17 protein-coding genes are annotated in these 23,329 nt (G+C 44.5%); 5 read left to right on the top strand and 12 right to left on the bottom strand.

Going from position 1 to position 23,329, the window contains the following annotated elements:
• Nucleotides 1-3 precede the first annotated feature (3 nt).
• The 3 genes from IEY13_RS25060 to atpD form a co-directional block, all read right to left on the bottom strand.
• The gene (locus tag IEY13_RS25060; protein ID WP_188957557.1) at nt 4-4,560 is read right to left on the bottom strand and encodes a PKD domain-containing protein; all 4,557 of its coding nucleotides are present in this window, start codon (nt 4,558-4,560) and stop codon (nt 4-6) included.
• A gap of 221 nt (nt 4,561-4,781) precedes the next feature.
• Nucleotides 4,782-5,039, bottom strand: a complete 258-nt coding sequence (gene atpC / locus IEY13_RS25065; protein WP_188957559.1) for an ATP synthase F1 subunit epsilon — start codon at nt 5,037-5,039, stop codon at nt 4,782-4,784.
• Nucleotides 5,040-5,057: 18 nt separating this feature from the next.
• A complete protein-coding gene (atpD, locus tag IEY13_RS25070) occupies nt 5,058-6,563 on the bottom strand; it encodes a F0F1 ATP synthase subunit beta (RefSeq protein ID WP_188957561.1) in 1,506 nt (501 codons plus the stop codon).
• Between the two features lie 162 nt (nt 6,564-6,725).
• Between atpD and IEY13_RS25075 the strand changes: the two genes are divergently transcribed.
• On the top strand, nt 6,726-8,411 hold the full coding sequence (locus IEY13_RS25075) for a MutS-related protein (protein ID WP_188957563.1): 1,686 nt from the start codon (nt 6,726-6,728) through the stop codon (nt 8,409-8,411).
• Here IEY13_RS25075 and tamL read toward each other — a convergent pair.
• Genes tamL through IEY13_RS25105 form a run of 6 tightly spaced genes read right to left on the bottom strand, consistent with a single transcriptional unit; the run spans nt 8,399 to nt 17,023 of the window.
• Entirely contained in the window at nt 8,399-10,684 is a 2,286-nt protein-coding gene (gene tamL / locus IEY13_RS25080) for a translocation and assembly module lipoprotein TamL (protein WP_229688006.1), read from the bottom strand. The genes IEY13_RS25075 and tamL overlap by 13 nt on opposite strands.
• A gap of 4 nt (nt 10,685-10,688) precedes the next feature.
• Nucleotides 10,689-15,788 (bottom strand): translocation/assembly module TamB domain-containing protein, encoded by a 5,100-nt coding sequence (locus tag IEY13_RS25085; protein WP_188957565.1) that lies wholly within the window; start codon nt 15,786-15,788, stop codon nt 10,689-10,691.
• Nucleotides 15,785-15,934 carry a lmo0937 family membrane protein gene (locus tag IEY13_RS25090; RefSeq protein WP_146837934.1) on the bottom strand — a complete coding sequence of 50 codons (150 nt, stop codon included), beginning with the start codon at nt 15,932-15,934 and terminating at the stop codon, nt 15,785-15,787. Before IEY13_RS25090 ends, IEY13_RS25085 begins: the two co-directional genes overlap by 4 nt.
• A 37-nt stretch (nt 15,935-15,971) precedes the next feature.
• Nucleotides 15,972-16,334, bottom strand: a complete 363-nt coding sequence (locus tag IEY13_RS25095; RefSeq protein WP_188957567.1) for a hypothetical protein — start codon at nt 16,332-16,334, stop codon at nt 15,972-15,974.
• Nucleotides 16,327-16,725: a phage holin family protein gene (locus IEY13_RS25100; RefSeq protein ID WP_188957569.1), complete on the bottom strand. Its 399-nt coding sequence runs from the start codon at nt 16,723-16,725 to the stop codon at nt 16,327-16,329. Before IEY13_RS25100 ends, IEY13_RS25095 begins: the two co-directional genes overlap by 8 nt.
• A gap of 58 nt (nt 16,726-16,783) precedes the next feature.
• A complete protein-coding gene (locus IEY13_RS25105; RefSeq protein WP_188957571.1) occupies nt 16,784-17,023 on the bottom strand; it encodes a YtxH domain-containing protein in 240 nt (79 codons plus the stop codon).
• An 84-nt stretch (nt 17,024-17,107) separates the two neighbouring features.
• On the opposite strand from IEY13_RS25105, the gene IEY13_RS25110 reads away from it, so the two are divergent.
• A complete protein-coding gene (locus IEY13_RS25110) occupies nt 17,108-18,229 on the top strand; it encodes an AI-2E family transporter (RefSeq protein WP_188957572.1) in 1,122 nt (373 codons plus the stop codon).
• A gap of 58 nt (nt 18,230-18,287) precedes the next feature.
• Here IEY13_RS25110 and mgrA read toward each other — a convergent pair whose 3' ends face one another.
• Nucleotides 18,288-19,277, bottom strand: coding sequence for an L-glyceraldehyde 3-phosphate reductase (gene mgrA, locus IEY13_RS25115; protein ID WP_188957574.1), 990 nt, complete (start codon nt 19,275-19,277; stop codon nt 18,288-18,290).
• 239 nt (nt 19,278-19,516) lie between these two features.
• Between mgrA and IEY13_RS25120 the strand changes: the two genes are divergently transcribed.
• A complete protein-coding gene (locus tag IEY13_RS25120; protein ID WP_188957576.1) occupies nt 19,517-19,807 on the top strand; it encodes a hypothetical protein in 291 nt (96 codons plus the stop codon).
• 158 nt (nt 19,808-19,965) lie between these two features.
• Here the strand turns inward: IEY13_RS25120 and IEY13_RS25125 are convergent, their stop codons facing one another.
• On the bottom strand, nt 19,966-21,150 hold the full coding sequence (locus IEY13_RS25125) for an aspartate aminotransferase family protein (protein ID WP_188957578.1): 1,185 nt from the start codon (nt 21,148-21,150) through the stop codon (nt 19,966-19,968).
• Nucleotides 21,151-21,277: 127 nt separating this feature from the next.
• Between IEY13_RS25125 and IEY13_RS25130 the strand changes: the two genes are divergently transcribed.
• Nucleotides 21,278-21,808 (top strand): gamma carbonic anhydrase family protein, encoded by a 531-nt coding sequence (locus tag IEY13_RS25130; RefSeq protein WP_188957580.1) that lies wholly within the window; start codon nt 21,278-21,280, stop codon nt 21,806-21,808.
• A 294-nt stretch (nt 21,809-22,102) separates the two neighbouring features.
• Nucleotides 22,103-22,396 carry a DUF3630 family protein gene (locus IEY13_RS25135; protein WP_188957582.1) on the top strand — a complete coding sequence of 98 codons (294 nt, stop codon included), beginning with the start codon at nt 22,103-22,105 and terminating at the stop codon, nt 22,394-22,396.
• Here the strand turns inward: IEY13_RS25135 and rsgA are convergent.
• On the bottom strand, nt 22,393-23,319 hold the full coding sequence (gene rsgA, locus IEY13_RS25140; RefSeq protein ID WP_188957584.1) for a ribosome small subunit-dependent GTPase A: 927 nt from the start codon (nt 23,317-23,319) through the stop codon (nt 22,393-22,395). The two genes, IEY13_RS25135 and rsgA, sit on opposite strands and share 4 nt — an antisense overlap.
• Nucleotides 23,320-23,329: the final 10 nt, after the last annotated feature.

A 23,329-nucleotide genomic window follows, 5' to 3' on the forward strand; every position in this document is an offset into this window, starting at 1 on the left:
CATTTATCGGATAAGCATTACTGAACCTTTAATAGAAAATGTTTCACCGGCATTACAAACCATCTCACTTGCATATGCCAATACCTCATTGCCCAGTGTCTTACCCAGGTAAGTACCATCCCATCCCTGCGAAGCATCATTCAGCTGAAAATTTCTGCGCTCAAAAATCATTTCTCCCATACGGTTATAAATCCTGAAAAACTTCACCAGCTTCACACCTTTACCCCGTGGGTAAAACAGATCATTCCTGCCGTCTTTGTTAGGTGTAAAAGTGTTGGGTATAAATATGGGAGTGGCAGCACAAAGCAGTCTTACATGAAAAGATTGCGACGCGCTACAGCCATATTTTGTCCAGCCCGTTACTTCGTAAGTAGTATGCCTGGAAGGAACAGCAGTAGTAACGGCACAGGTGGGGCATACAGCATCCCCCATGGGTAACCAGTTCCAACGCACAATATCATTGCGGCCTGCAGCGCGTAAAGGCACAGTGGCCCCTATTACCACGGCAGTATCATTCATAGGTGCCACCAATGGTAAAGGCCGCACTTCCAACGTATGCAATGCAGTATCTGTACATCCTTTATTATCTGCTACAAGCCGTATCTGATAAGTACCTGCCTGCCGGTAACTAATTGCTCCCGCATCCTGCACACCCGCGCTCTCTCCATTACCAAACTGCCACTGCCAGTTTTCAGGCGCCGGGCTCGCCTTGCCCGTAAACACCAGAGATTCGTTAGCACATATCTCCTTCAGTGCCGTAATAGAAGTCACCGGAGTGGTTACCACGGTTACCGTAGCACTGGTTTCTTTTACGCAACCCGCTTCTGACCGTACACGTAACGTGGTGTTATATACCCCGGCCCTGTTATAGTAAAACGAAGGGGTGGCTTCATTAGCCGTATCTGCCGGGCGTTGCGTACCAAAACTCCAGTGATAATATAATGCTTTACCTAACTTATCTGCCCCCAGGTTCTTTACTACCGGCTGAAAGCCTACCGTTGCAGAATCACAGATAAAAGGCGGCTTAGACTGAATGGTTATATGAAGACTGTCTACCAGTATAGGTGCCGGAGTAGCAAAACTATAAGGGCACCCATTCCCGTTTTTAGCTATAATCACCGGCTGGTAAATACCTGCTGTTTCATAGCGGTGTAAAGCAGAATTGCCCCGTACCGCCTCCAGAATTCCATCTCCAAAATCCCAGGTAAATTCAGTGACATTAGTACTGCTCAGCAGTTTCAGCTGCACATCCTGTGCTGTACAGCTTTCTGTAATATTACTGGTTACCTGTGCAGTGGCTGCCGGCCTTATGATAACCGAATCAACCGTAGTATCTTTTGAATTGTAATAGGTATTAAACCCGTATAAGGTAACTTTATAAACACCCGGCTCCCGGTAAATATGGCCTGGATTACGGTTATAGTTACTGAGGTCCTCCAACCCTGTGCCATCCCCAAAATCCCATATAACTCCTGTTACATTATAAGAGGTATTGGTAAACTGTACAAACACAGGCAAACAACCGGTAGAATGTAAAAAGCTGGTGTTCATGGTAAATGCCGTGTTCATGTTTATTACCGGCAGCACCTTTACAGCCGTATCCGCACAATGAGATCTGGTGTTAGAGGCAATAAGTGTTATGGTATCATTATCCGGAGCTTTGGTATATGTAAGCCCTGGCGGCGTATACTGGTCTGATGTGGTTTTACTGATAGAAAAACGCCACTTATAATCGTTAGGATATAGGTAGTCATATACACTTCGGGTATAGTTAGAAACATATACCGTGTTTTTAGGCGTTCCCGCTGTCGGATAAAAAGAGAAATCAGCAATAGGCCCCGCCATAACAACATTACCATAAGTAGAGGAGGTACATCCCTGGTTATCAGTAACCGTCAGATTTACTCCATAATTGCCAACATTTTTATACACGTGGCTCACCTGCCTGGTAAATTGTGTATACTCCGTGTATTCACCATCTCCAAAGCTCCATTGCCATTTTATTATCTTGTTGCTGTTTGAGGCTTTGGATAAATCTTCCAACACATTGGCCTGCTTATTACAAACACTGTCTTTCACCACTTTGAAAGCGGGCGTTGGCCTGTTCACCTGTATAGCTACATAGTTAGAGGTATCCTGGCAGTTAAAGCCGGCGGAGGTGGTAATTACCCGTATCGCATTTTTGCCTCCTTCTATATTTCCCAGTATACCTGTGTAATTGGTTCGCCAGTAATGATAATAAGTACCTGTACCCGGTGTGGTATTGTTATTCGTTCCTGTGAAAGGGGTGCCATCATTATACTGTAGCTGGGTAAAATAATAGAAATTACTTTCCGACCAGGTAACTGACGGGTTTACTTCAAACCCATTCAATTGTATATCTATGGTTTCATTATTACAGATGGTAGTATTAGATGCCGTAAGTACAGGCTTCTGCTTCAGCAACACCTGCGCGGTTCTTTCTGTGCTAAGTACGCAATCGCCGTTGGTTACTTTTAATCGTACTATATAAGTGCCAGTCGCCTTATAAGTATGCACTACCTGCGCCGGCTTGTCAGCTTTTGCATAAGTCATCGTGCCGCCATCGCCAAAATCCCAATCCCATTTTTCTACCTGTTGCGAGTTTTCGGTAAACGTAACCGCTCCCCTTGTGCCATCACAGGTATTGGTGTAATTGATAGTGCCTGCAAAAGGAGGTAACACTTTTACATAATCTGTTTTAATAACAGTATCACTACACCCTTTGTCATAACCATTATAACTGATCAGCTTAACAGTATATACGCCCGTGTCAGGAAAAACAACACTGGGATACGAACCCCCACTGTAAAAAAACACATTGTTTTTAGTGTTGTAGGCAGACCATGTATGGTCTATTGCGCCATCCGAAGCATTGTAATTTGCCGTAGAATTGCCACATACAGAAGTACTACCTGAAAAAGCTGCCTGTGGACGTTTAAATACGGTAACCGGAATACCCGTGGTAGTGCCTGTGCATCCTTTATCTGTTACATATGTCAGCGTAACATTATAATATCCCGGAGTAGTAAAATCAAAAGTTGGTTCTGCTACAGTTGAGGTACTAACGCCATTGCTCCATTTATACGATTGAATGCTGCCGATATTTACCGATGCTTTAAAGGATACGCTAAAGGCACCGCAGTTAGTTACCCCCCCACCTGTGGCTGTAGAACTGGTATAGGAAGTAGCTACAGAAGGGCGGCCAATTAATACACTTCCACTACCAGTGGCTGTACAACCATTAGCATCCTTAGCGGTAAGATAAGCACTGAAAACACCATCGTAGGTATAATTAACAGATGGATTTCTGATACTGGAGTTCACGGTATTTCCGTTATAAAAAGACCACGCCCAGCTTACCGCCCAGCTGCTGGTATCCTTATAAGCAACTGTTGATGGCGCGCCGCATGGCGCATTGCTGTTTATCTCAAACCCTTTCAAGTCTGGTGTGGTGTGAACAGTAAAGGTTTTAGTTACCTCCAGCGGACATTTGTCAAACACCGCTTTCAACTTCACCGTTTGCGTTCCCCCGGTAGTAAAATATTTATAGGCATAAGGAGAATAAATATCTCCATCCGCAAAGGTCCATTGCTGATTGTAGGTATAAGGATATACAGTGCTGCCAAAGGAAACAGAAGCGCCGGTACAAATAGGGGCAGGCACTGTAATATCTGCCGTGTAAGAAGCCACATTCAGTTTAGCAGGTAACTGAGTAGTTTGCGTACACCCTTTGTTATTACTGGTGGTTAAACTTACCTGATATTCCCCTTTACTGGCGTACACATGCTTTGGATCTTTCTCTGCACTTGTTTTACCATCACCAAAATCCCACTTGTACTGTAAAGTACCCGGCCCGTAACTGGTATTGGTAAAAGCCACCGCATCATTTAATGTGCACAGTACCGCTTTGTCGCTGGTAAAAACCGCCGCCAGCGGCGGTAACACTTCCGTTACCGCCTTTTTATAAACTGCCGATGCACAACCGTAACTGTTAATAGCCGTCAGGGTTACAGAAGGCACACTTTCGCGGGTATAAGTATGAGAAGTAGTTCCGGAACTGGTTCTCTCTGCATACCCATCCCCATATTCCCATACAAAGCTACTAAGGGTGCCATCACCAGGTTGTGAAGTACTGGTAAAAGTTACTCCAAACGGTATACAACCAGAAGACGCCGAAACAGTAAAGTTGGCTACAGGCTTACGCGCCACTACTACCTGCATCGAACGGGTATATTCCCGCCCGTTATCAGCAACCGTAAGCGTTACAGTATAGGTTTTTTCTTCTGTATAAGTGGCAGAGGCGTTTTTATTATAAGAAAAGCTGCCGTTTCCCAGATCCCAGGTATAAGTGGCGGAAATGCCGGCCCCGGAAGATGTATTGGCAAAAGAAACAGTTAAAGGAGAACAGCCGCCTGTTTTGTCTGCTGTAAACCCGGCCGTTACCTGTGCGCTGGCAACAGAAAGCTGCAACAGGCATAGTATCAGCCACCCAACGTGAAGAAGGGATCGGGTATGCAATTTCATCAGAAAAGCAGGCACAAAGCGTTTTTAGTTTGGTTACAAACAAACCTACGCGAAAAAAAGGATAAATAATTTTGCCTTGTATTAATTTAATCGCTCATATAGGTGAAAACCACTAGAAATAACCTGAAAATGAAGCATTCTATCCACTTTCACCCAAATATTTAACAAATAGCATAAAAAAAGCAGGAAACAGCTATTGCCATTTCCTGCTCATTTATTTCACTTTTCCGGTTTGGTTAATCCAGTGCTACAGCACCTTCCACCAGTACGGTAGCCTTATTATTCAACACTTCTACAAAACCACCCTGAATGCTGTATTGCTCGGTTTTACCACCTTTGTCTTTCAGCACTTTAAGATTGCCTTTGCCCAAAGCACTCACCAGTGGTGCGTGCTTGTCCAGTATTTCAAACAGGCCTTCTATACCCGGCAGCTGTACACCGTACACTTCGCCGTTGTATAGCTTCTTTTCGGGTGTTAATATTTCTAATGTCATAATAGAAAGTGTCTTTGATTAGCCCTGAGCCTGAGCCAGTAATTTTTTACCTTTTTCAATAGCTTCTTCCAGGGTACCTACCAGGTTGAAAGCTGCTTCAGGATACTCGTCTACTTCACCATCCATAATAGCGTTAAAGCCACGGATAGTATCGTCAATGCTAACGAATACACCTTTTAAGCCGGTAAACTGCTCAGCTACGTGGAACGGCTGGCTCAGGAAACGCTGCACCTTACGTGCACGGGATACAGTTTGTTTGTCTTCTTCACTCAGTTCGTCCATACCCAGAATCGCAATAATGTCCTGTAACTCCTTGTAACGCTGTAAAATCAGCTTCACACGGTCAGCAGTGTTATAGTGTTTTTCACCAACTACTGCAGGCGTAAGGATACGGCTGGTAGAATCCAGCGGGTCCACCGCAGGATAAATACCTAAATCCGCAATTTTACGGCTTAATACGGTAGTAGCATCCAGGTGGGCAAAGGTAGTAGCCGGAGCGGGGTCAGTCAAGTCATCCGCTGGTACGTATACCGCCTGTACAGAGGTAATAGAACCGCTTTTGGTGGATGTGATACGTTCCTGCATCAGACCCATTTCGGTAGCCAGTGTAGGCTGGTAACCTACCGCTGAAGGCATACGACCTAACAGCGCTGATACTTCAGAACCTGCCTGGGTAAAACGGAAGATATTATCTACGAAGAACAGGATGTCTTTACCTTTTCCGGTACCATCACCATCACGGAAATACTCCGCAATGGTCAAGCCGCTCAGTGCCACACGTGCACGGGCTCCCGGAGGTTCGTTCATCTGTCCGAATACAAACGTTGCTTTAGAATCTTTTAAGCCTTCCAGGTCAACTGAGCTTAAATCCCAGCCGCCTTCTTCCATACTGTGGATGAATTTGTCGCCGTATTTCATAATACCAGCTTCAATCATCTCACGCAGCAGGTCATTACCTTCACGGGTTCTTTCACCCACACCGGCAAATACAGACAAACCACCATGGCCTTTCGCAATGTTGTTAATCAGTTCCTGGATCAGTACGGTTTTACCTACACCCGCACCACCAAACAAACCAATTTTACCACCTTTTGCATAAGGCTCAATCAGGTCAATTACTTTGATACCGGTAAATAATACTTCTGTAGCAGTGCTAAGATCTTCAAACTTAGGAGGTAAGTTGTGAATAGGACGTGCGTTTTCCTTGCTTAAAGCAGGTAAACCATCGATAGGATCACCGGTTACGTTGAATAAACGTCCGTTAATACCAGGGCCTACAGGCATAGCAATTGCTTTTCCGGTATCCACTACTTCCATTCCGCGTACCAAACCTTCGGTACCGTCCATGGCAATGGTACGAACGCTATCCTCACCCAGGTGTTGCTGCACTTCCAGTACCAGCTTCTCTCCGGAAGGTCTGGTAATTTCCAGTGCGTTATAAATTTCGGGCAGGCTGGCGTCATTGTCAAAATGCACGTCCACCACGGCCCCAATTACCTGTTTGATCTTACCTTTATTAGACATAATGTATTATGTAGGTTATAATTTTAAGTGCCCCCGGAAACCGGGTTTCCGATTTTGGCGGCAAAGGTAGGGAAAACGAATATTTTAAGTGTAAAAGAGCAGGCATTTCGTCCTTTTTTTTACAAAACAGGCTGTTTATGTAAACTATACACACCATTATATATGTTGAAATATGCCATTATAGCCCTTTCAGGCATCGTAATTCTCCTGTTCTGGCGTTCCTGGTACCGTAAAAAACAAATCACCCGCCTCAAAACAAAAATGCAGCTCCGCTGGGGGGAGGTGCAATACAGCGATCCCCCGTTTCACCTGGTAGAAACCTATAGCCTTGCTATTACCTCCCCGGCAGAACAAATAATTACTCCGCATCAGTTTGCAGATCTGGATCTGAATGCTGCCTTTGAATATGTAGACAGAACCATTACCCGGCCCGGGCAACAATACCTCTATCACCTCATACGCCAGCCATCTCACGATCCGGCTGTGCTGGAAGAGCGCGACCAACAAGCCTGCTTCTTCATCACAAACACAGCGCTCCGGGAAGAGATTCAGCTACTGCTACACCCCTTGAGTGACAATGATGCTTATTTTGTAACCAGCCTGCTGGAGCAAAAACTGGCAGAACGTCCCTCGTATCTCAAATGGTTGCCTGTAAGTGTAACAGCTGTAATACTTATTCTGCTGTTGGCCCCATGGTATCATCCGTTGCTGCTTTGGTTGTTCATTCCGCTGCCACTGAATCTTTTCGTCCATCTCAAAAACAAATCTAATCTCCACCGGTTTACACGTTCCTTTCCGCAGCTGAATCAGATGATCCGTATTGCAGACAAGCTGAGCACCCACCCTATCCCCTTTCCCACAGTTCAGACACAATCCGCCATTTCCGCACTGAAATCTTTCCGGAAAAAGTTTGCCATACTCAATGCCGGGCAGCTCAGCGGTAACCCAATGATAGATGAAATGTCTCAACTCACGGCTTACCTGTTCGAACTGCTCAGAGCTTTCTTTCTGGTAGAAATCCACACCTTCTTCAGTCTGATACGGGAACTGGAAAATAAACGGGAAGATATACTGGCACTCTATCAGTTAATAGGTAGCGTAGATACAGCCCTTTCTATAGCCTCCCTGCGTTCCGGTGAGGTTACCTGGTGCAGGCCGCAGTTTACACAATCAGCAAAAGCTTTACAGGCAAAAAACATGCACCATCCACTTATCAGTAATTGTGTTCCCAACTCACTGCTTATTCAAAACAAAAGCATTCTGCTTACCGGCTCCAATATGTCCGGGAAAACAACCTTCCTTCGTGCACTCGGGCTCAATATTATATTCGCACAGTCTATCAACACCTGCTTTGCAGAAGAAATGCAACTACCTGTTGCTGCACACCTCTATTCCTCTATCCGTATTGATGATGATTTGCAGGAGGGTAAAAGCTATTATTTTGAAGAAGTAAATATTATGTCAGGCCTTATCCATGAAGTTCGCCCCAACAGGCAGAATATTTTTATACTCGACGAAGTATTCAAAGGAACTAATACCATTGAACGTATTGCCGCAGGTAAAGCCATTCTATCCTGGCTCAACAGGTATAATAATGTGGTACTGGTAGCTACGCACGATGTTGAACTTACCGACATGCTGGAAACAGAATACGATCTGTATCACTTTACAGAAACCATTCAGAACGATCAACTACACTTTGATCACCTCATAAAAAAAGGACCGCTTACTACCCGTAATGCTATTAAAATTCTGGAAATGACCGGTTACCCTTCAGCCATTATTGATGAAGCCAGTGCCATAAGCCAGCAACTGATCATACAAAAGGAAAAACATCAGAAAGGATAACCAATGGCCAGGTTATATACCCAGTCGCTGGCAAATAGCTTCAGGTCTTTAACCACCCAACGCTCACCGTCAGGCAACCAGGGTTTACGTAACGGGAAAGCCACATCAAAACGAAGTATCAGAATGCTGATATCAAACCGCAGGCCTACACCGGAACCAACCGCTATCTGCTGCAGAAAATCTTTGGTAAAAACAGAACCCGGCCGCGCAACATCAGTTTTGCGGGTCCAAACGTTACCAGCATCTATAAAAATGGCCCCCCGTACTATCGAAAACAGCTTCGCCCGCAATTCAGCATTCATTTCCAGTTTTACATCCCCGGGCTGATCAGGCAAAAAATTGTTAGTTTGTCTGTCTCCTCCATAATAGGTACCTGGTCCTATCGACCGGGAGCGGAAAGCACGGATATCATTTACGCCACCTGCAAAAAATTGCTTGATAAACGGCAACGTAGTACTGTTACCGTAAGCAAACCCAACACCGCCATATATACGCGACACAAACTGAGTAAACCGTCCCAGCGACAGGTAGTGACGAAAATCAGCTTCCAGCTTGGTGTATTGCGAAAAAGGGGTATTAAATATCAGCTTCTCTTTCCCTTCCGTTACGCGGGCACCAGTAGCCAGTCCCAGCAGGTTGCCCGACAAATCAATATTTCCGTTAAAGTAAAAATTGTTGCGTTTACGGTTGGGGTTTATCTGTGTATTCAGGTTAAAATTATAGTTGGTGCCAATAATAAACTGCCGTTCTATACTTCTGGCCAGCGTAATATTTTCATCCAGTTGCTTTTGGAAGGTGTCTGTAATATTGGTAGGCTGTACATAATTAATCGAAACAAGGTTTAATGTATGCTCCTTCTGCGCACTCTCTTTCCAGATATACCCGAAAGTGGCTTTGGAAGAAGTAAGTGTATACTGGTTACTACGGTTATAAATTTCATAACCAAGCTCCATTTTAGTTTTTGGTACAAAGCCACTGTTGGTATTAAAGCGGAATGGTGCAATTATACGCGGAACAGACAAGCTTACAGTGGCACCTACACGCCTGGTAGCTATATTCCCCTGGCCGGAAATCTGTTGTTCTAAACCGGCATAAGCCGTGGCAACAAACAACTCCGCGCCTTTAAACAGGTTCCGGTGCCGCCAGTTTACTGAAACCTCTCCACCATTGGCGTTATTGGATTTGGTAAGGGCCGACGCTTCAAAACGGATTGATTTTTTCTCCGTTGGTGTAAGGTAATAATTAACATTCAGCAGCGGCTGCGAACTGTTAGGCACCTCACGAAACCGCGCTTTTACAAACTTAAATACGCCCAGTGTTGTCAACCGGTTAAGAGAAAGATTATGCGCTTCCCGGTTGTATAAATCACCGGAATCAAACACCAGCGTACGGCTGAATATCTTAGGATTAAACTGATGTTTGGGATCAACAATAGTATATCCATCAAGTTTTGTTATTCCCTGTGAGCGCATTAAAGTATCGCGCGCCTCATAATCTGCATATACCACTACTTTATTAATGCGATAAGGCTTCCGCGCCTGCGGCGGCGTTTCCTTCTTTACCTGCATATCTATATCCACCTTATTGTCTCCTACTGTAGAATCTGCTTTCGCCAGCAAATAATCATCACTGAAATAGTAAAATCCTCTTTGCTTCAGACGGTCGTCAATACGGGTGCGCTCTTCCTTTATCATATCCAGATCATAAGCTCTGCCCGCACGTAAACGCGAGCGCCGTGTAACCAACGCAACCGCTTTTCCCAGATCGCTGGAATCTGCAGGAAACTGCACTTTCCCGTAGGTATACTGCCTGCCAACAGTAGCTGTATAGATTACAGAAACACGCTTATTTTTCACAGAAGTATCAAACACCACTGTATCCCCAAAAAAGCCACGGTTTTCTAAACGGTTCTGTAATATAGACCGGTTCTTTTCCATGGATGATAATGATGCCAGTACCGGCGGCTCACCAAACTTATATTTCAGCCAGTAACGAAGCCCCTTTCCCGTAGGGTTACCAGCAATATTATATGCCCACAGTTTTACTTTCAGCCCCAGTATACTGGAATTAGGTTTGGGGCGCAACAAATCAGACAACTCACCACGCAGCGCTTTCTTCTCCGGTACTTTTTCCGTTGATTCTATTTTCACATCCGCACCGGTATATAACTGCTGGTTACCCTTCAGATATTTGGTATTATTACAGGCGCAGGCAAGCACCAGCGTAATCAGTATACATATAAGGGTAACAGCATTTCTCATCCTCTCTGTCATTTAACTATTGTTGCGGACCGGAGTTGTTGCCACCTCCGGAATTGCTGGTGTTGTTGTTCTTCTTATTATTATTGTTGTTCCTGTTGCGGTCATCCATATTGTTGTTAATACGGCGTATTCTTTTTCGCTGCTCACGGCGCTCTTTACGGCCTGTAAACAACTCTTTAAACTGGTTATAGTCGTAGGTAAGAATAAAGCTTAATCCGGTTTCCACCACTTGCCCTTCTACTACAGCCTCGTACTGGTTTTTGCGGTAAGCCCGCAGCATGTACCTGCCATCCTTACTCAGTTGATAATCTACAGACAAATCACCAGCTATGTTAGAGGTTTCTCTGTTCGCATTAGCCGGCCCCTCCAGTTCAAAGTTGCTGCCTACATTTACACGAAGCCGGTCGTTCAGCAGCTTTTTAGATACGCCTACATTCAACTCGGTACGGTCCTGCTCGGTACCTGTAGTGTAATCCTGATCAGAATTCAGATCAAAGGTCAGATCCACCCCCTTAATCAGGCTGCCCGTTAAACGGTTCAGCTGATCAGTCAGTATTTTACTGGCACTTTGCTTCGCCATCTGAGCTGCCGTAGTACTTCCTGCATCACTCTGTAAAGGATCTTCCTGCACAAACCGGTTCAATAACAGCACAGCAAATACCTGCTTGTTCAGTTCAGACGGGTCGTTCCGCATTTGTTGCAGTTTGGCATCTACCTCCGGCCATTGCGACAACTCTGCATCCGGCAACACTATATCAAAAGAAATCTCCGGCTTCAGCAACTCCCCTTTCATCTTCAGTAATACCTGAAAAGGCAGCTTTTCTTTAAAACGGTTCATCTCTGTCTGCTCCCGGTTAGATAATTGTGATGCCACCAGATCTATAGGCGGGGTATTGGTATAATACGCTGCGGTAATATCTACCTGTGCCGAAGTAGGATCTCCGGTCCATATAATCGTACTTCCCCGCTGTATATCAAACTTACGTTTCAACACACTCAACGATAGCTGATAAGAGCCTTCCCCCAGTTCGTAACTACCCGTAAGATTCAGTTTTCCGCTCTCGTCAATGCCGCCTGCCAGGTCTGCACGGCCCTTAATAGTCAGCGCATCTCCATTGCGCTCGTCAATAACCATGGTAAAAACAGCAGCACTGTCGGTGGCAATATCCATATTCACATCCATTCCTTTCAGTGGCGTCTGGTCGCTTAGCGAGTCCAGCACAGAAGCGGTTACCAATGTATCTACAGGATGGTCTTTATCTACAAACTGCACCACTCCTTTACGATCTTCCAGCTCCGGATCAGTAGTAGGCAGCACAAATACAAAATTCGTTTCCTTATTCACCTTCAGGTTACCATTCACAGAAGGGGCTTCCGGTGTGCCACGCAGCTGTATATCTGTATCAATATTCAGCTTGCCGTAAAACAACCGGTCAGTACCCTGCGGCGCATTTACCACACGAAAATTGCGGGCACGCAAATTGGTTTCAAAACGGAAATCTTTCAGGTTATTGGTATAAATACCACCTGTTACTGTTGCCTTATTACCTGCCGAATCCGCAAGCGTAAATCTACTAAAGCTTACTCCCTTGTTAGAAATGGCTATCGTTTCATTTTTCAACAGCAAAGGCTCTCCCGTCATCATAGGTGTAATCTTTGCCTCTTCAAAACGGAGGTTACCATTTATCTGCGGCTGCTGCAAAGTGCCCGACATAGAAACATTGCCTTTCAGGCTGCCGCTGGCATCCTGCAACTGCCCCATACTAAAAGGCTTTATAGACGATAATGCCAGATTATTTATGTCCAGCTTCAGATCCATACGGCTCTCGCCTGTATAATACATTCCTTTCAGCTGAACATCATTACCATGCCCTTCAATACGCACATCTGCATTAAAAGCATTGGCAGTTTCATTATCTACCTTTACCAGTATGTTTCCAACTGTATCCTTATTCCAGGTCAGATTTTTTACGGTAATATCAGAGGTAAAAACAGGATTGGTAGTTATATTCTTTGCAACAGCATTCCCTTCTATAATACCATCCACATCCAGCGAATCACTTGCCACAAAATCCGTCAGCGTTTTTATGCGGAAGTTTTCAAACTTCACCTGTACAGGTGCATTTACGGTTTTCTCTGTACTGTTTACAGATAAGGATTGATTGTTATTACTGATGGTAAAATTGTTCACCAGCACGCCCCCAGAATCATACTGAATAAAGTTATCAGCCGCCACCTGCCATTTATCCCGGTTAAGAATCAGACTGTCGGGAATCAATGAAGCCTCAATACCATCGGCAATCTGTGCTACATTAGCACCCAGCTTATAATAGTCTTTACCTGCTCCGTCTTTCAGAGAAACAGTAGCATTCAGCTGACTGCTATCCACAAAGCCACGAACCGTTGGCTGAAACAACTGAAGATTACCATTACGTGCGCCCTGAGCACTGATATTATAACGCAATGTTTCTTCTGTGGCACTGTTTACATTTATGCCATTTACTACCCAGGTACCATACTGCAGCTTTGGTGCCTGCAGGTCTATATTTAATTTATTCTCCGTACTGTTAAAAGCCACATTACCCGCAATAGAATCCGTTCCTCTTAAAGCAGGCATCATTTGCAGTACAAGCGGAGTGGAGGGGCGCAGGTGCATATCCAATGTCCAGTTCTGCGCAGTAAAAGCAGTGTCTTTAAAGCCTGGTAAACGATAATAACGATTAATAGTGTGTTGTACCGCTGTAGCAACTTCTGTCAGCTTATACTGCCCCTGCAAGGTAACATCTGCCATTTCAGAGCGCAGTTCAATAATCTGGTCACCGCCTTCCTGCCTTGCATTTACGGCAACAGTATCAGGTCTGTAACGCTGTGTATTCTGCAATACATTCAAATCAAAAATAGCCAGTTTACCCGCCAGAGAGTCCGGATTGGTATTGGTAAAATCTGCACTTACCACACCGTGCATCTGTAATGTATCCTTTACTATATGCAAAGCATTCAGGTCCAGCGTATCTAAACGCAGCATCAGCTGCACTTCCGGATATTGAGGTATTACGTTAGCAGTTGCCTGCAAACTAAACTCAATATTAGGGTCACGCATTTCAGAATTGGCTTTTACCACTCCGTTTGCCACATCTGCGTTTAACAACAGATTACGGTAGGTATAGCCTTTTACATTTGCCTCTACCACTTTCAAACGTGCAATGGTGTTCATTTTTTTATAATCAAAGCCACTGCCTTTCGCGCTCGCCGTAAGGGTAACCTTACCTACATTTTTTTCCTGCTTAGCCAGGTAGCCAACATCTATTTTATCCAGCGCTGCTTTTACATCGTACCACTTACCATTTCCCTTCATCACAGCCACTACGTTAATCCCACCACGCGTGGTTTTACCTTCCAGTGCTGCGTTAAAGTCTTTGGTAGTACCCTTAAAATTACCACGTAATGCCATGCTCTCCGGTATGCGTATATTATCCGGCATAGCCTTGCGTGGTACAATACCGTTAATATCTGCTGCTGTAGTAGTAAAGCGTGCCAGCTTCAGATCGTAATATCCTTTTTCCACATCAGGCATCCCCTGTACCCTGCCCGATACCTGCACAGCAGTTTTACCCAGGCCGCTCGCCTCAAAATTGCCGATAGTAATATTGTTCACGGCCCCTTTGGCATTCGCTGTTACATGCAGCACATTATTGCGGAAGTTTTTTAACTGAGGCTCCAGTGCAGGCACCAGCGTTACTACGTCTGCTACCGCAATATGCGTATTGTTCAAATCCAGATCAAGTGTAACCGCACCCGGATTTTTTGTAAACGCTTCTGTAGAAGGATAGGTAGCCGTAAGCTCATTATGAATTTCAGAAGCATTGGTTTTCATCACCAGTCCTTTAATAACCGCCTGCTTCGCATTATAATCTATATTGGCCTTTAGTTGCTTTAATACAAACCCGCTCTTCTCTTGCATAGCCACCTGCCGCACATCTGCCTTATACCCTTCAGAAGAAGCCAGAATATCGCCGGCATCTACCGTTAGCTGGTTAATCAGAATATGTCCATAGTCCATTCCCTTCTTTAAGGCAGGGCTGTTATCATCATCGTATTGAATACTATTATTCACCAGCCCCAGATCTTTCAGCTCCAGCCGCCAGGGTACTGCCATTGTAGTATCATCTTCACCAGGCTGCTGCAAAGTTTGTTCACCTTTTACAACAGGGGTAGTTTTGCCCATATGTACCACAATCCTGGAATCATTTAATTCAAACTGACGCAAACGCATCCACAGCTTTTCCAGATCCAGACTTTCTGTAACTACATTCATACGGCCCAGGTCAAGCGAGGCTGCCAGTGCATTCACCTCATTGGTATACCCCGCCTTTATCTGTTGCAGGGCAATCTTATCCAGCTTTAACGTAATAGGTTGTGAAGCTGCTGTATCAGCAACGCTTTCCGGTAACGGATTTATTATCACCAATGGTTTGTATTGACGCACCTGTGCATCTACATGGTCCAGTGATATTTCAGGAATGGAAAAAATAAATTTATCAGGATCGAAGGTGGTGATCTCTGTATGAAAATTACCCAGCGCAAAACGGGCATCATTGCCCGTTACATCATCATGAAAAGTACCACGTATTCTTTTCAGTACAATATCGCCCAGCTTAAACTTCATAGTGCTGGCGCTGGTATCAGCAGGTTCTTTCTTCTGCTCGCCTGCAAAGGCTTTGATAATATAGTCAAAGTTAAAAACCGTATCCGGCTTCAAACGATATATATTGGCGGTAATACCATTCAGTTCCAGATAACTCAGCTCCACTTCACTGCGTAACAACCGCAGCATAGATATGTCTACGCGTATGGTATCGCCAGCCAGCAGCGTATCTTTCCGCTGGTCTTCAAAGTAAATCTTCTCCAGTACAATCCTCTTAGGAAAATTAATATCCAGGCGCCCGATAGCAACCTTTGTTTTCAGTTTCTTTTCTAAAAAAGCAACTACCTTGTTTTTGGCAAACTGCTGCACCGCAGGCACCTGGATTAAAATCAATACCAGTACTACCAGAAACACAACAGTTCCTAGCAGCCACAATAGTATTTTAAATGATGTACGTAAGATTTTTTTCACCTACTCCCGCCTATTACTTGTAACAATAATGAAATAATGGCCAGTACCAGTAACACGTGAATTAATCCGGTTGCTGAATACACAAATACGCCGAGTAACCAGCCAATGATTAAAATCACGGCTATCAGATAAAGAATGCTTCTCATACAGGTTAAAATTTATGATGGATTAAAAAAATACAATCTAGTCAGACTTTTTCTTTTTCACCAGTCCTGTTAAGCCGCGCAAAGCAGCAATCAGGCCCAGATGTTTGGCGTTAGCCAGTAAAAAGCCTTTCCAGTCTGTAGGGTTCACTTTCTTGTCCTTTGCACCAGCAAAAAGTGATATAGCAGACTTCAATATCGTCCACGTTTTACCAGCTACCTGATTCCGGAGAAAGAAAGGAATCACACTACCCAGCGTTGCCTTTATCGTTTCCTGTGGTAAACGGTCCCATCTGGCCTTCAAATCCTTTTCGTGTAGCTTTATCCTGGTGTTTACCTGTTGTATCTCCTTCTGCAAATCAGCCAGATTATTAATATGCCCCAGTTGACGTTTCTTATTCATGGCTGGCGCTTGTAGGGTTAGTACTGACATTTTCTTCCTCCTCATCTTTGTCTTCAAACAATATATTGATAACCGTATTGGTAATCATACGCTCCAGCACACTCTTCCGTAAAGCAATCAGGGTTACCAGAATAATAATGTAAATGGCAGATACTATGCCAAAGCCAAGGAACATACTGCCGGTTAACTCTGCAAAATAGTAGCCGGCCATAATGCTCAGAAACAGAAATATGAAAAATATCAGTACAGCCACTACCAGCACAGCAAACATTACTGCTACCAGTTTAGATATCTTTTCAACTGTTTTAAGCTTTAACAACAATAACCGGTCCTGTACGTATTGTTCAATCTTTTGACCAGATTCTTTGAAGAATTGTTCCTGTGTTTCCATGGCAAAAATTATCGGGCCTGGTTATAAATAGGTTACGGAAAATGTACGGGCTGATTAGTTATACGGCAGCTGCTTCTTTAGCCTGGTTGCCTAAATCCTGCATAAATTGCTTGCCTCTGGTTACCAGTTCACTTACTTCAGTACCAATATCAGTCAGGTTTTCTTTGGCTTCATCAGCAATATCACGCACATCTTCCAGAATTTCCTTGCCCTTATCACTGTTCAGGAACATGGTGATTAAAGCGCCTGCTGCTGCACCTAATACAATACCCGCTAAAAATTTTTGATTGCTTGTCATAGTGTTGTGTTTTTTGTATGTGGTAAATTGTTATTGTATTTCAATGTGGTACAAGCATTGTACCAATACTGTTAAAAACACCAAATGGAAACACCCCGGGAACATAAAGTTAACCGATACTTTCTGCTCGCCTTTATTCTCGTACTGGCCATTTTCCTGTTCTGGAACCTTAAACAGTTTTTTACTGCTTTTCTGGGCGCTATCATTATCTACGTGTTGGGCAAACCCTTTATGTGTAAGCTGATTAAAAAACATAAATGGAACAAGAATGCCGCTATTGCCTTGGTATCAGCCGTATCATTTTTTATTATTTTACTGCCCATAGGGCTGCTTTCTACCCTGCTTTATAATAAGATCGCTTCCGTGGCAGAAAATCCCCAACCGTTAATTGATGCTGTTAAAAACCTGGATCAGCGTATTGAGCAAAAAGTCCATATCCGGCTCATATCAGACAATACCCTGGAAAAAATACAGGCTGCAGCCACCGGTATTGTTACCACCATCCTTAACCAAGGCATGAACATCTTCTCCGAAGTACTCATGATGTACTTTTTCCTTTACTTTATGTTCGACCGCGTAAACAGGCTGGAAGCCTCTCTTCTGTACTTTCTGCCTTTTCCTAACGATAAAATAAAAATGTTTGGAGATGAACTGGTAGCCCAGACATTCAGTAATTCCGTAGGTATCCCTTTTATCTGTATTGTTCAGGCGCTCCTGGCCTATGCGTGTTATTGGATAGGTGGCCTGCCTGAACCAGGGTTCTGGGCGGTTACCACAGGTTTTGCTTCCGTATTTCCTATTGTAGGTGCCAGTATTATATGGGCGCCGATAAGCATTTACTTCTTCGCCTCGGGGCATACCTGGCAAGGCTTCTTTACCATTGGCTGGGGCGTATTACTCATAGGCTTGTCAGATAACGTAGTACGTTTTATACTCGCCAAACGCATGGCAGATGTGCATCCGGTAATTACCGTACTGGGGGTGATCATGGGCCTGAAACTGTTTGGTATTACGGGTTTAATTTTCGGTCCGCTCATCATCTCCTATTTTGTGTTGCTGCTCAAAATCTATTATATAGAATTTCAAAAACCGGTAGCACTGCGCAAACCAAAGGTGAGGCAACTGATGCCTTCTTATTTCCAGCCATTTTTAGGTAAAAGAAAGGCAGGAACTACTAATACAGGCCGCAAACCGCCTACACCATAAAAAGTGCTGCCCGCAGTCCATAACTGCGGGCAGCACTTTTATTTTTATACACACTACACTAAGCCAGAATAGAATTAATCAGGTTTAGTTCTTCCTGCGTAAAATGGGTATTCTTCAAACTCTGTATGCTATCGGTAATCTGCTCCGGCTTGCTGGCTCCAATCAATACTGAAGTAACACGGTCATCTTTCAGTATCCAGGATAAGGCCATATGCGCCAGCTTTTGACCACGTTGTTGCGCCAGTTCGTTTAACCGGCTTACTTTTTCCAGCTTCTCTGGTGTTACATGGCTTTCTTTCAGAAAAATGCCACTTTTGATAACGCGGGAATCAGCAGGAATACCTTTCAGATACTTATCCGTTAAAAGCCCCTGCGCCAGTGGTGAAAAAGGAATACATCCTACGCCTTCCTTACCCAGTAAATCCATCAAACCATCTTCTACCCACCTTTCAAACATCGAATATTTAGGCTGATGAATCAAACAGGGGGTACCCAGTTCTTTTAAAATACGGAAAGCTTCCGCAGCACGCTCCGGACGATAGTTAGAAAGCCCTACATACAATGCTTTACCCTGGCGCACAATCAAATCCAGTGCCCGCATGGTTTCTTCCAGTGGTGTATCCGGATCAGGACGGTGGTGGTAGAAAATATCTACATACTCCAGCTGCAAACGTTTCAGGCTCTTATCCAGGCTCGATACGAGGTATTTTTTTGAGCCCCAGTCTCCATAAGGGCCATCCCACATGGTATAACCCGCTTTGGTAGAAATAATCAGTTCGTCTCTGTAAGCAGCCAGATCCAGTTTCAGCATTCTGCCAAAATGCTCCTCTGCCGAGCCCGGAGGCGGGCCATAGTTATTTGCCAGATCAAAATGGGTAATACCATTGTCAAAAGCAGTTTTTACAATATTGCGGCTGTTTTCATATACATCGGTATAACCGAAGTTATGCCATAAGCCCAGTGATACGGCGCTCAGCTTTAATCCGCTGTTACCGCAACGGCGGTACTGCATATCCTGGTAACGGGCAGGTGAAGGTTGATAAGTCATAAATAGTGATCTGTTAATAAATACGCTTATTATCCGTAACCGGTAACAGCGCTACAAACATAATTCATAAATATATCCCTCCCATCCTGTGTTACAAACCGCAGTAGCAACACCAATCAGATAAGTAATTCAGTGTCAAACATTCGTAATGTTAAGAATCCGGATCATCACAAAACTTAACATTGAACAAAGACCACCCTATATTAACTTTATGTTACCTTTTTATTAAAACCAGAAGAATGTCGAACACAAAAACAAGCAAAAAAGAAGCAAGAACACTGATCATCCAGCGCATAGAAGCCGCCTTTTCAGACCTGAAAGTTACCCTCGGCGATAAAAAGTTTGCAAGCCGTGCTAAAAAAGCCGCCAAAATACTTACCGATGGCCTGAAAGCTACTACAGCAGAAGAAATTGTGGAGAAGAAGGTGAAGAAAGCCAGGAAGGTGAAGCCCGCTCCTTCCAAAAAGAAAAAAGCAAAAGCTACACCTGCTAAAGCTGCTGCGAAAACCACAGCCGACGCTGCTGAATAATATAGCTGCATTTTACAAATGCAAGCCCCTTTTTCCGCAACTATAATTGAACTGATAAGGGTAATTGGTTTGTACGGCATTGGCGTAATGATAGAGATGTATCAATACGCCAATGCCGGCACCTGCTTGCTTTTTCCTCTACCCGTTGCTTCATTCAGTTAATCCAATGCTTCCTGTATCGACTGTACCAGTATCCTGACAATCTCTTTCAGCTGCTCTGTAGTAGTAATCAACGGCGGCGCCACACGCAGGCAATCTGCGGCAAATAAAAACCAGTCGGTAATCAGTCCGTTGGCAATACAGCGCTGTATTACTTTATGGTTGATTTCAAAACTGTCAAACCGTATTGCAGCCCACAAACCTGCCGTGCGTAATTGCCGAATAGCAGGATGGCTTATCTTTTTTAATAGTTCCTCTTTCTCTGCCACAGCTGCTATATACCCGCCAGCTGTTAATACCTCCAGTGCCGCCTTACCCGCAGCACAGCTTACCGGGTGGCCACCAAAAGTGGTAATATGCCCCAGTACCGGGTTAAGCGTAAACTGATCCATCAAAGCCTTATCCGCTATAAAAGCACCCAATGGCATACCACCACCCAGGGCTTTACCCAGCAGCAGTATATCCGGCACTATATCATATTGCTCAAAAGCCCACAGACTGCCCGTGCGGCCAAAGCCTGCCTGTATCTCATCCAGAATCAGTAGCGTGCCGGTTTGGGTACATTTACTCCGTAGTGCCTGTATCCAGGCGGCAGAAGGGCGGTTAATGCCGCTTTCTGCCTGTACCGTTTCGGCAATAACACATGCAAACGAACCATCTATCTGGTCCAACGCTTCCTGGCTGTTATAAGGCATATGATACACTTCCGGCAGTAAAGGCCGGTAGGCATTACGCCAGTACTCGCTGCCCATTACACTTAATGCCCCCTGCGTACTACCATGATAAGCGTTGTTAAAAGCCAAAATACGGCTGCGGCCGTTTACCCGTTTCGCCAGCTTCATAGCCCCTTCTGTAGCTTCTGCGCCGCTGTTGGTAAAGTATACGGAGTTAAGGCTGGCAGGCAACAGATCGCTCAGCAGTTTGGCGTAGGTAACCTGCGGGGTTTGAATAAACTCGCCATATACAATCAGGTGCATATAAGCAGCAGCCTGCTCCTGTACGGCGGCTACTACTTTTGGGTTACTATGCCCTATATTACATACGCTGAAACCGGAAATAAGATCGGCATATGCTTTTCCGTTCACATCATATTGATATATCCCCTCTGCCCGTACCATCTCCAGCCCTATAGGGGCGGGCGATGTCTGCGCCACATGCTGCTGAAATAATTGCCTGTTGTTCATAATCTGGCAAAGATCGGCCTTCCGTGGCTATACACGGCAAAGTATGCCCCTTTACACGTACTTTTACAGCGTTAGCGTAACCCCCTTTACAATAACATTTCAAATACTTACAACTAACATCCGGTCTATGGCTACAATTTTGCCCGTGCGCGGTAAACACCCTCAATTTGGCAACAACTGTTTTATTGCCCCCAATGCTACTATTGTAGGCGAAGTGGAAGCAGGCGACGACTGTAGCTTCTGGTTTAATGCAGTGGTACGGGGAGATGTGCATTACATTAAAATGGGCAACAAGGTAAACGTGCAGGACGGTGCCGTTATCCACTGCACCTACGAAAAAAATCCCACCATCATCGGTAACAATGTATCTATCGGCCACAATGCGCTGGTACATGGCTGCACCCTGCACGATGATGTGCTTATTGGCATGGGAGCCATTGTTATGGACCGTTGCGTGGTACACAGCAACTCCATCATAGCCGCAGGTGCCGTGTTGCTGGAGGGAACCATAGTGGAACAAGGCACCATTTACGCAGGTGTTCCTGCAAAAAAGGTCAAAGACATCTCAAAAGAGATGATTCATGGCGAAATTGACCGTATTGCAAATAATTATGTAAAATATTCTTCGTGGTTTTCTGATTTCAATGCAGCGAAATAGAAAATTGATTGTCTAACATAGCAGGATAGTTCGCGTACAATCGAAACTAACTGCTAAAAAATCCCTAATACCGTTATGGTACAACTCTTAAAGCGGACTATCCTTTTTTCTAGCATATTATTTGCCCTTACGTTCCAGTCTTGCCGCACAGGCAAAGGGTGCCCAAGCGATGGCAGAAATGTAGGAGCAGAAAAGCTGTTGGCAGAAGACCCCAAAGACAAAAAACTATTGAAAAAAGCCCGAAAGGCTAAATATAGAATGAACAAACAACTATGATTTGAAAAGGGGGTTACTATGAAAACAAACAACTACACCACTACTACCAGTTCAGGATCTTTCAGCATTGTGGAAGATGCCGCTACACTCAACGAATTCTATTCCTTTACCCGCCAGCTGGGTAACGACAAAAAAGTGCGCTTTACAGGTAAAACAGATGACGCAGAAAGCATCGACTGGAACTTTACCTACAGAGGAAGGCCACTTACTTTACAGTATGATATCTATAATGGCATCTCTTTGTTCGCACATTCGCAGAAAGATCATTCTGCCGCTCAGCAACTGGTTTCGGTACTCATGAACCGCGCCTAATAATTTTTGTCGTCGATAGATTCCAATATGCTATAGTAACTCAGAAAACGGCTTTCGGCAATTTCTCCGCTCTCCACAGCGGTTTTTACCGCACACCCCGGTTCGTTGATATGAAGGCAATTGTTAAACTGGCAATTATTGAGTAAGGCGCGCATTTCGGGGAAATAATGCGACAACTCCTGCCGGGATATGTCTACCAGACCAAACTCTCTTATGCCTGGGGTGTCTATTATCTTTCCGTTAAATGGCAGATCAAACATTTCCGCAAAAGTGGTGGTATGGAGTCCCTTTCCACTCCAGCCGCTAACTTCCTGCGTGCGCAGTTCCATGTCTGGAAAAAGGGTGTTTATAAAAGTGGACTTTCCCACCCCGCTATGCCCGCTTACCAGGCTGGTTTTGTTGGAAAGCTGTGTGCGCAATTTCTCCACCCCCTCTCCCGTTTTTAAACTAATACGCAATACGCCATAACCAATAGCTTTGTACATCGCTTCCAGTTCAGCATATAACTCCTCTTCTTTTTTCTTAAACAGGTCGCATTTATTAAATATTACCACCGCTGGTACATGATACGCTTCTGCAGAAACCAGAAAACGGTCCAGAAACCCCTGAGAAGTCCTCGGCTCTTTCAATGTTGCAAACAGTAAAGTCTGGTCAACATTTGAAGCTACAATATGATGTTTGTTTTTGTTGTGGGGCGAAGTGCGGGCTATATAATTGCGGCGGTCGTGAATTTCAGTAATAGTAGCTACGTGGTCAGCCTCATCTTCGGGTGTAAGTTCCACCTCATCACCCACCGCTATAGGGTTGGTACTGGTAAGGCCTTCCACTTTAAAAGCACCTCTTACCCGGGCGTTATACACTTGTCCATCTTCTCCCTTTGCTGTATACCAGCTGCCTGTAGATTTGTAAATTAACGCCCGCATCCTGTAAGTT

It is taken from the genome of Filimonas zeae (assembly GCF_014641615.1).
Lineage (GTDB): Bacteria > Bacteroidota > Bacteroidia > Chitinophagales > Chitinophagaceae > Filimonas > Filimonas zeae.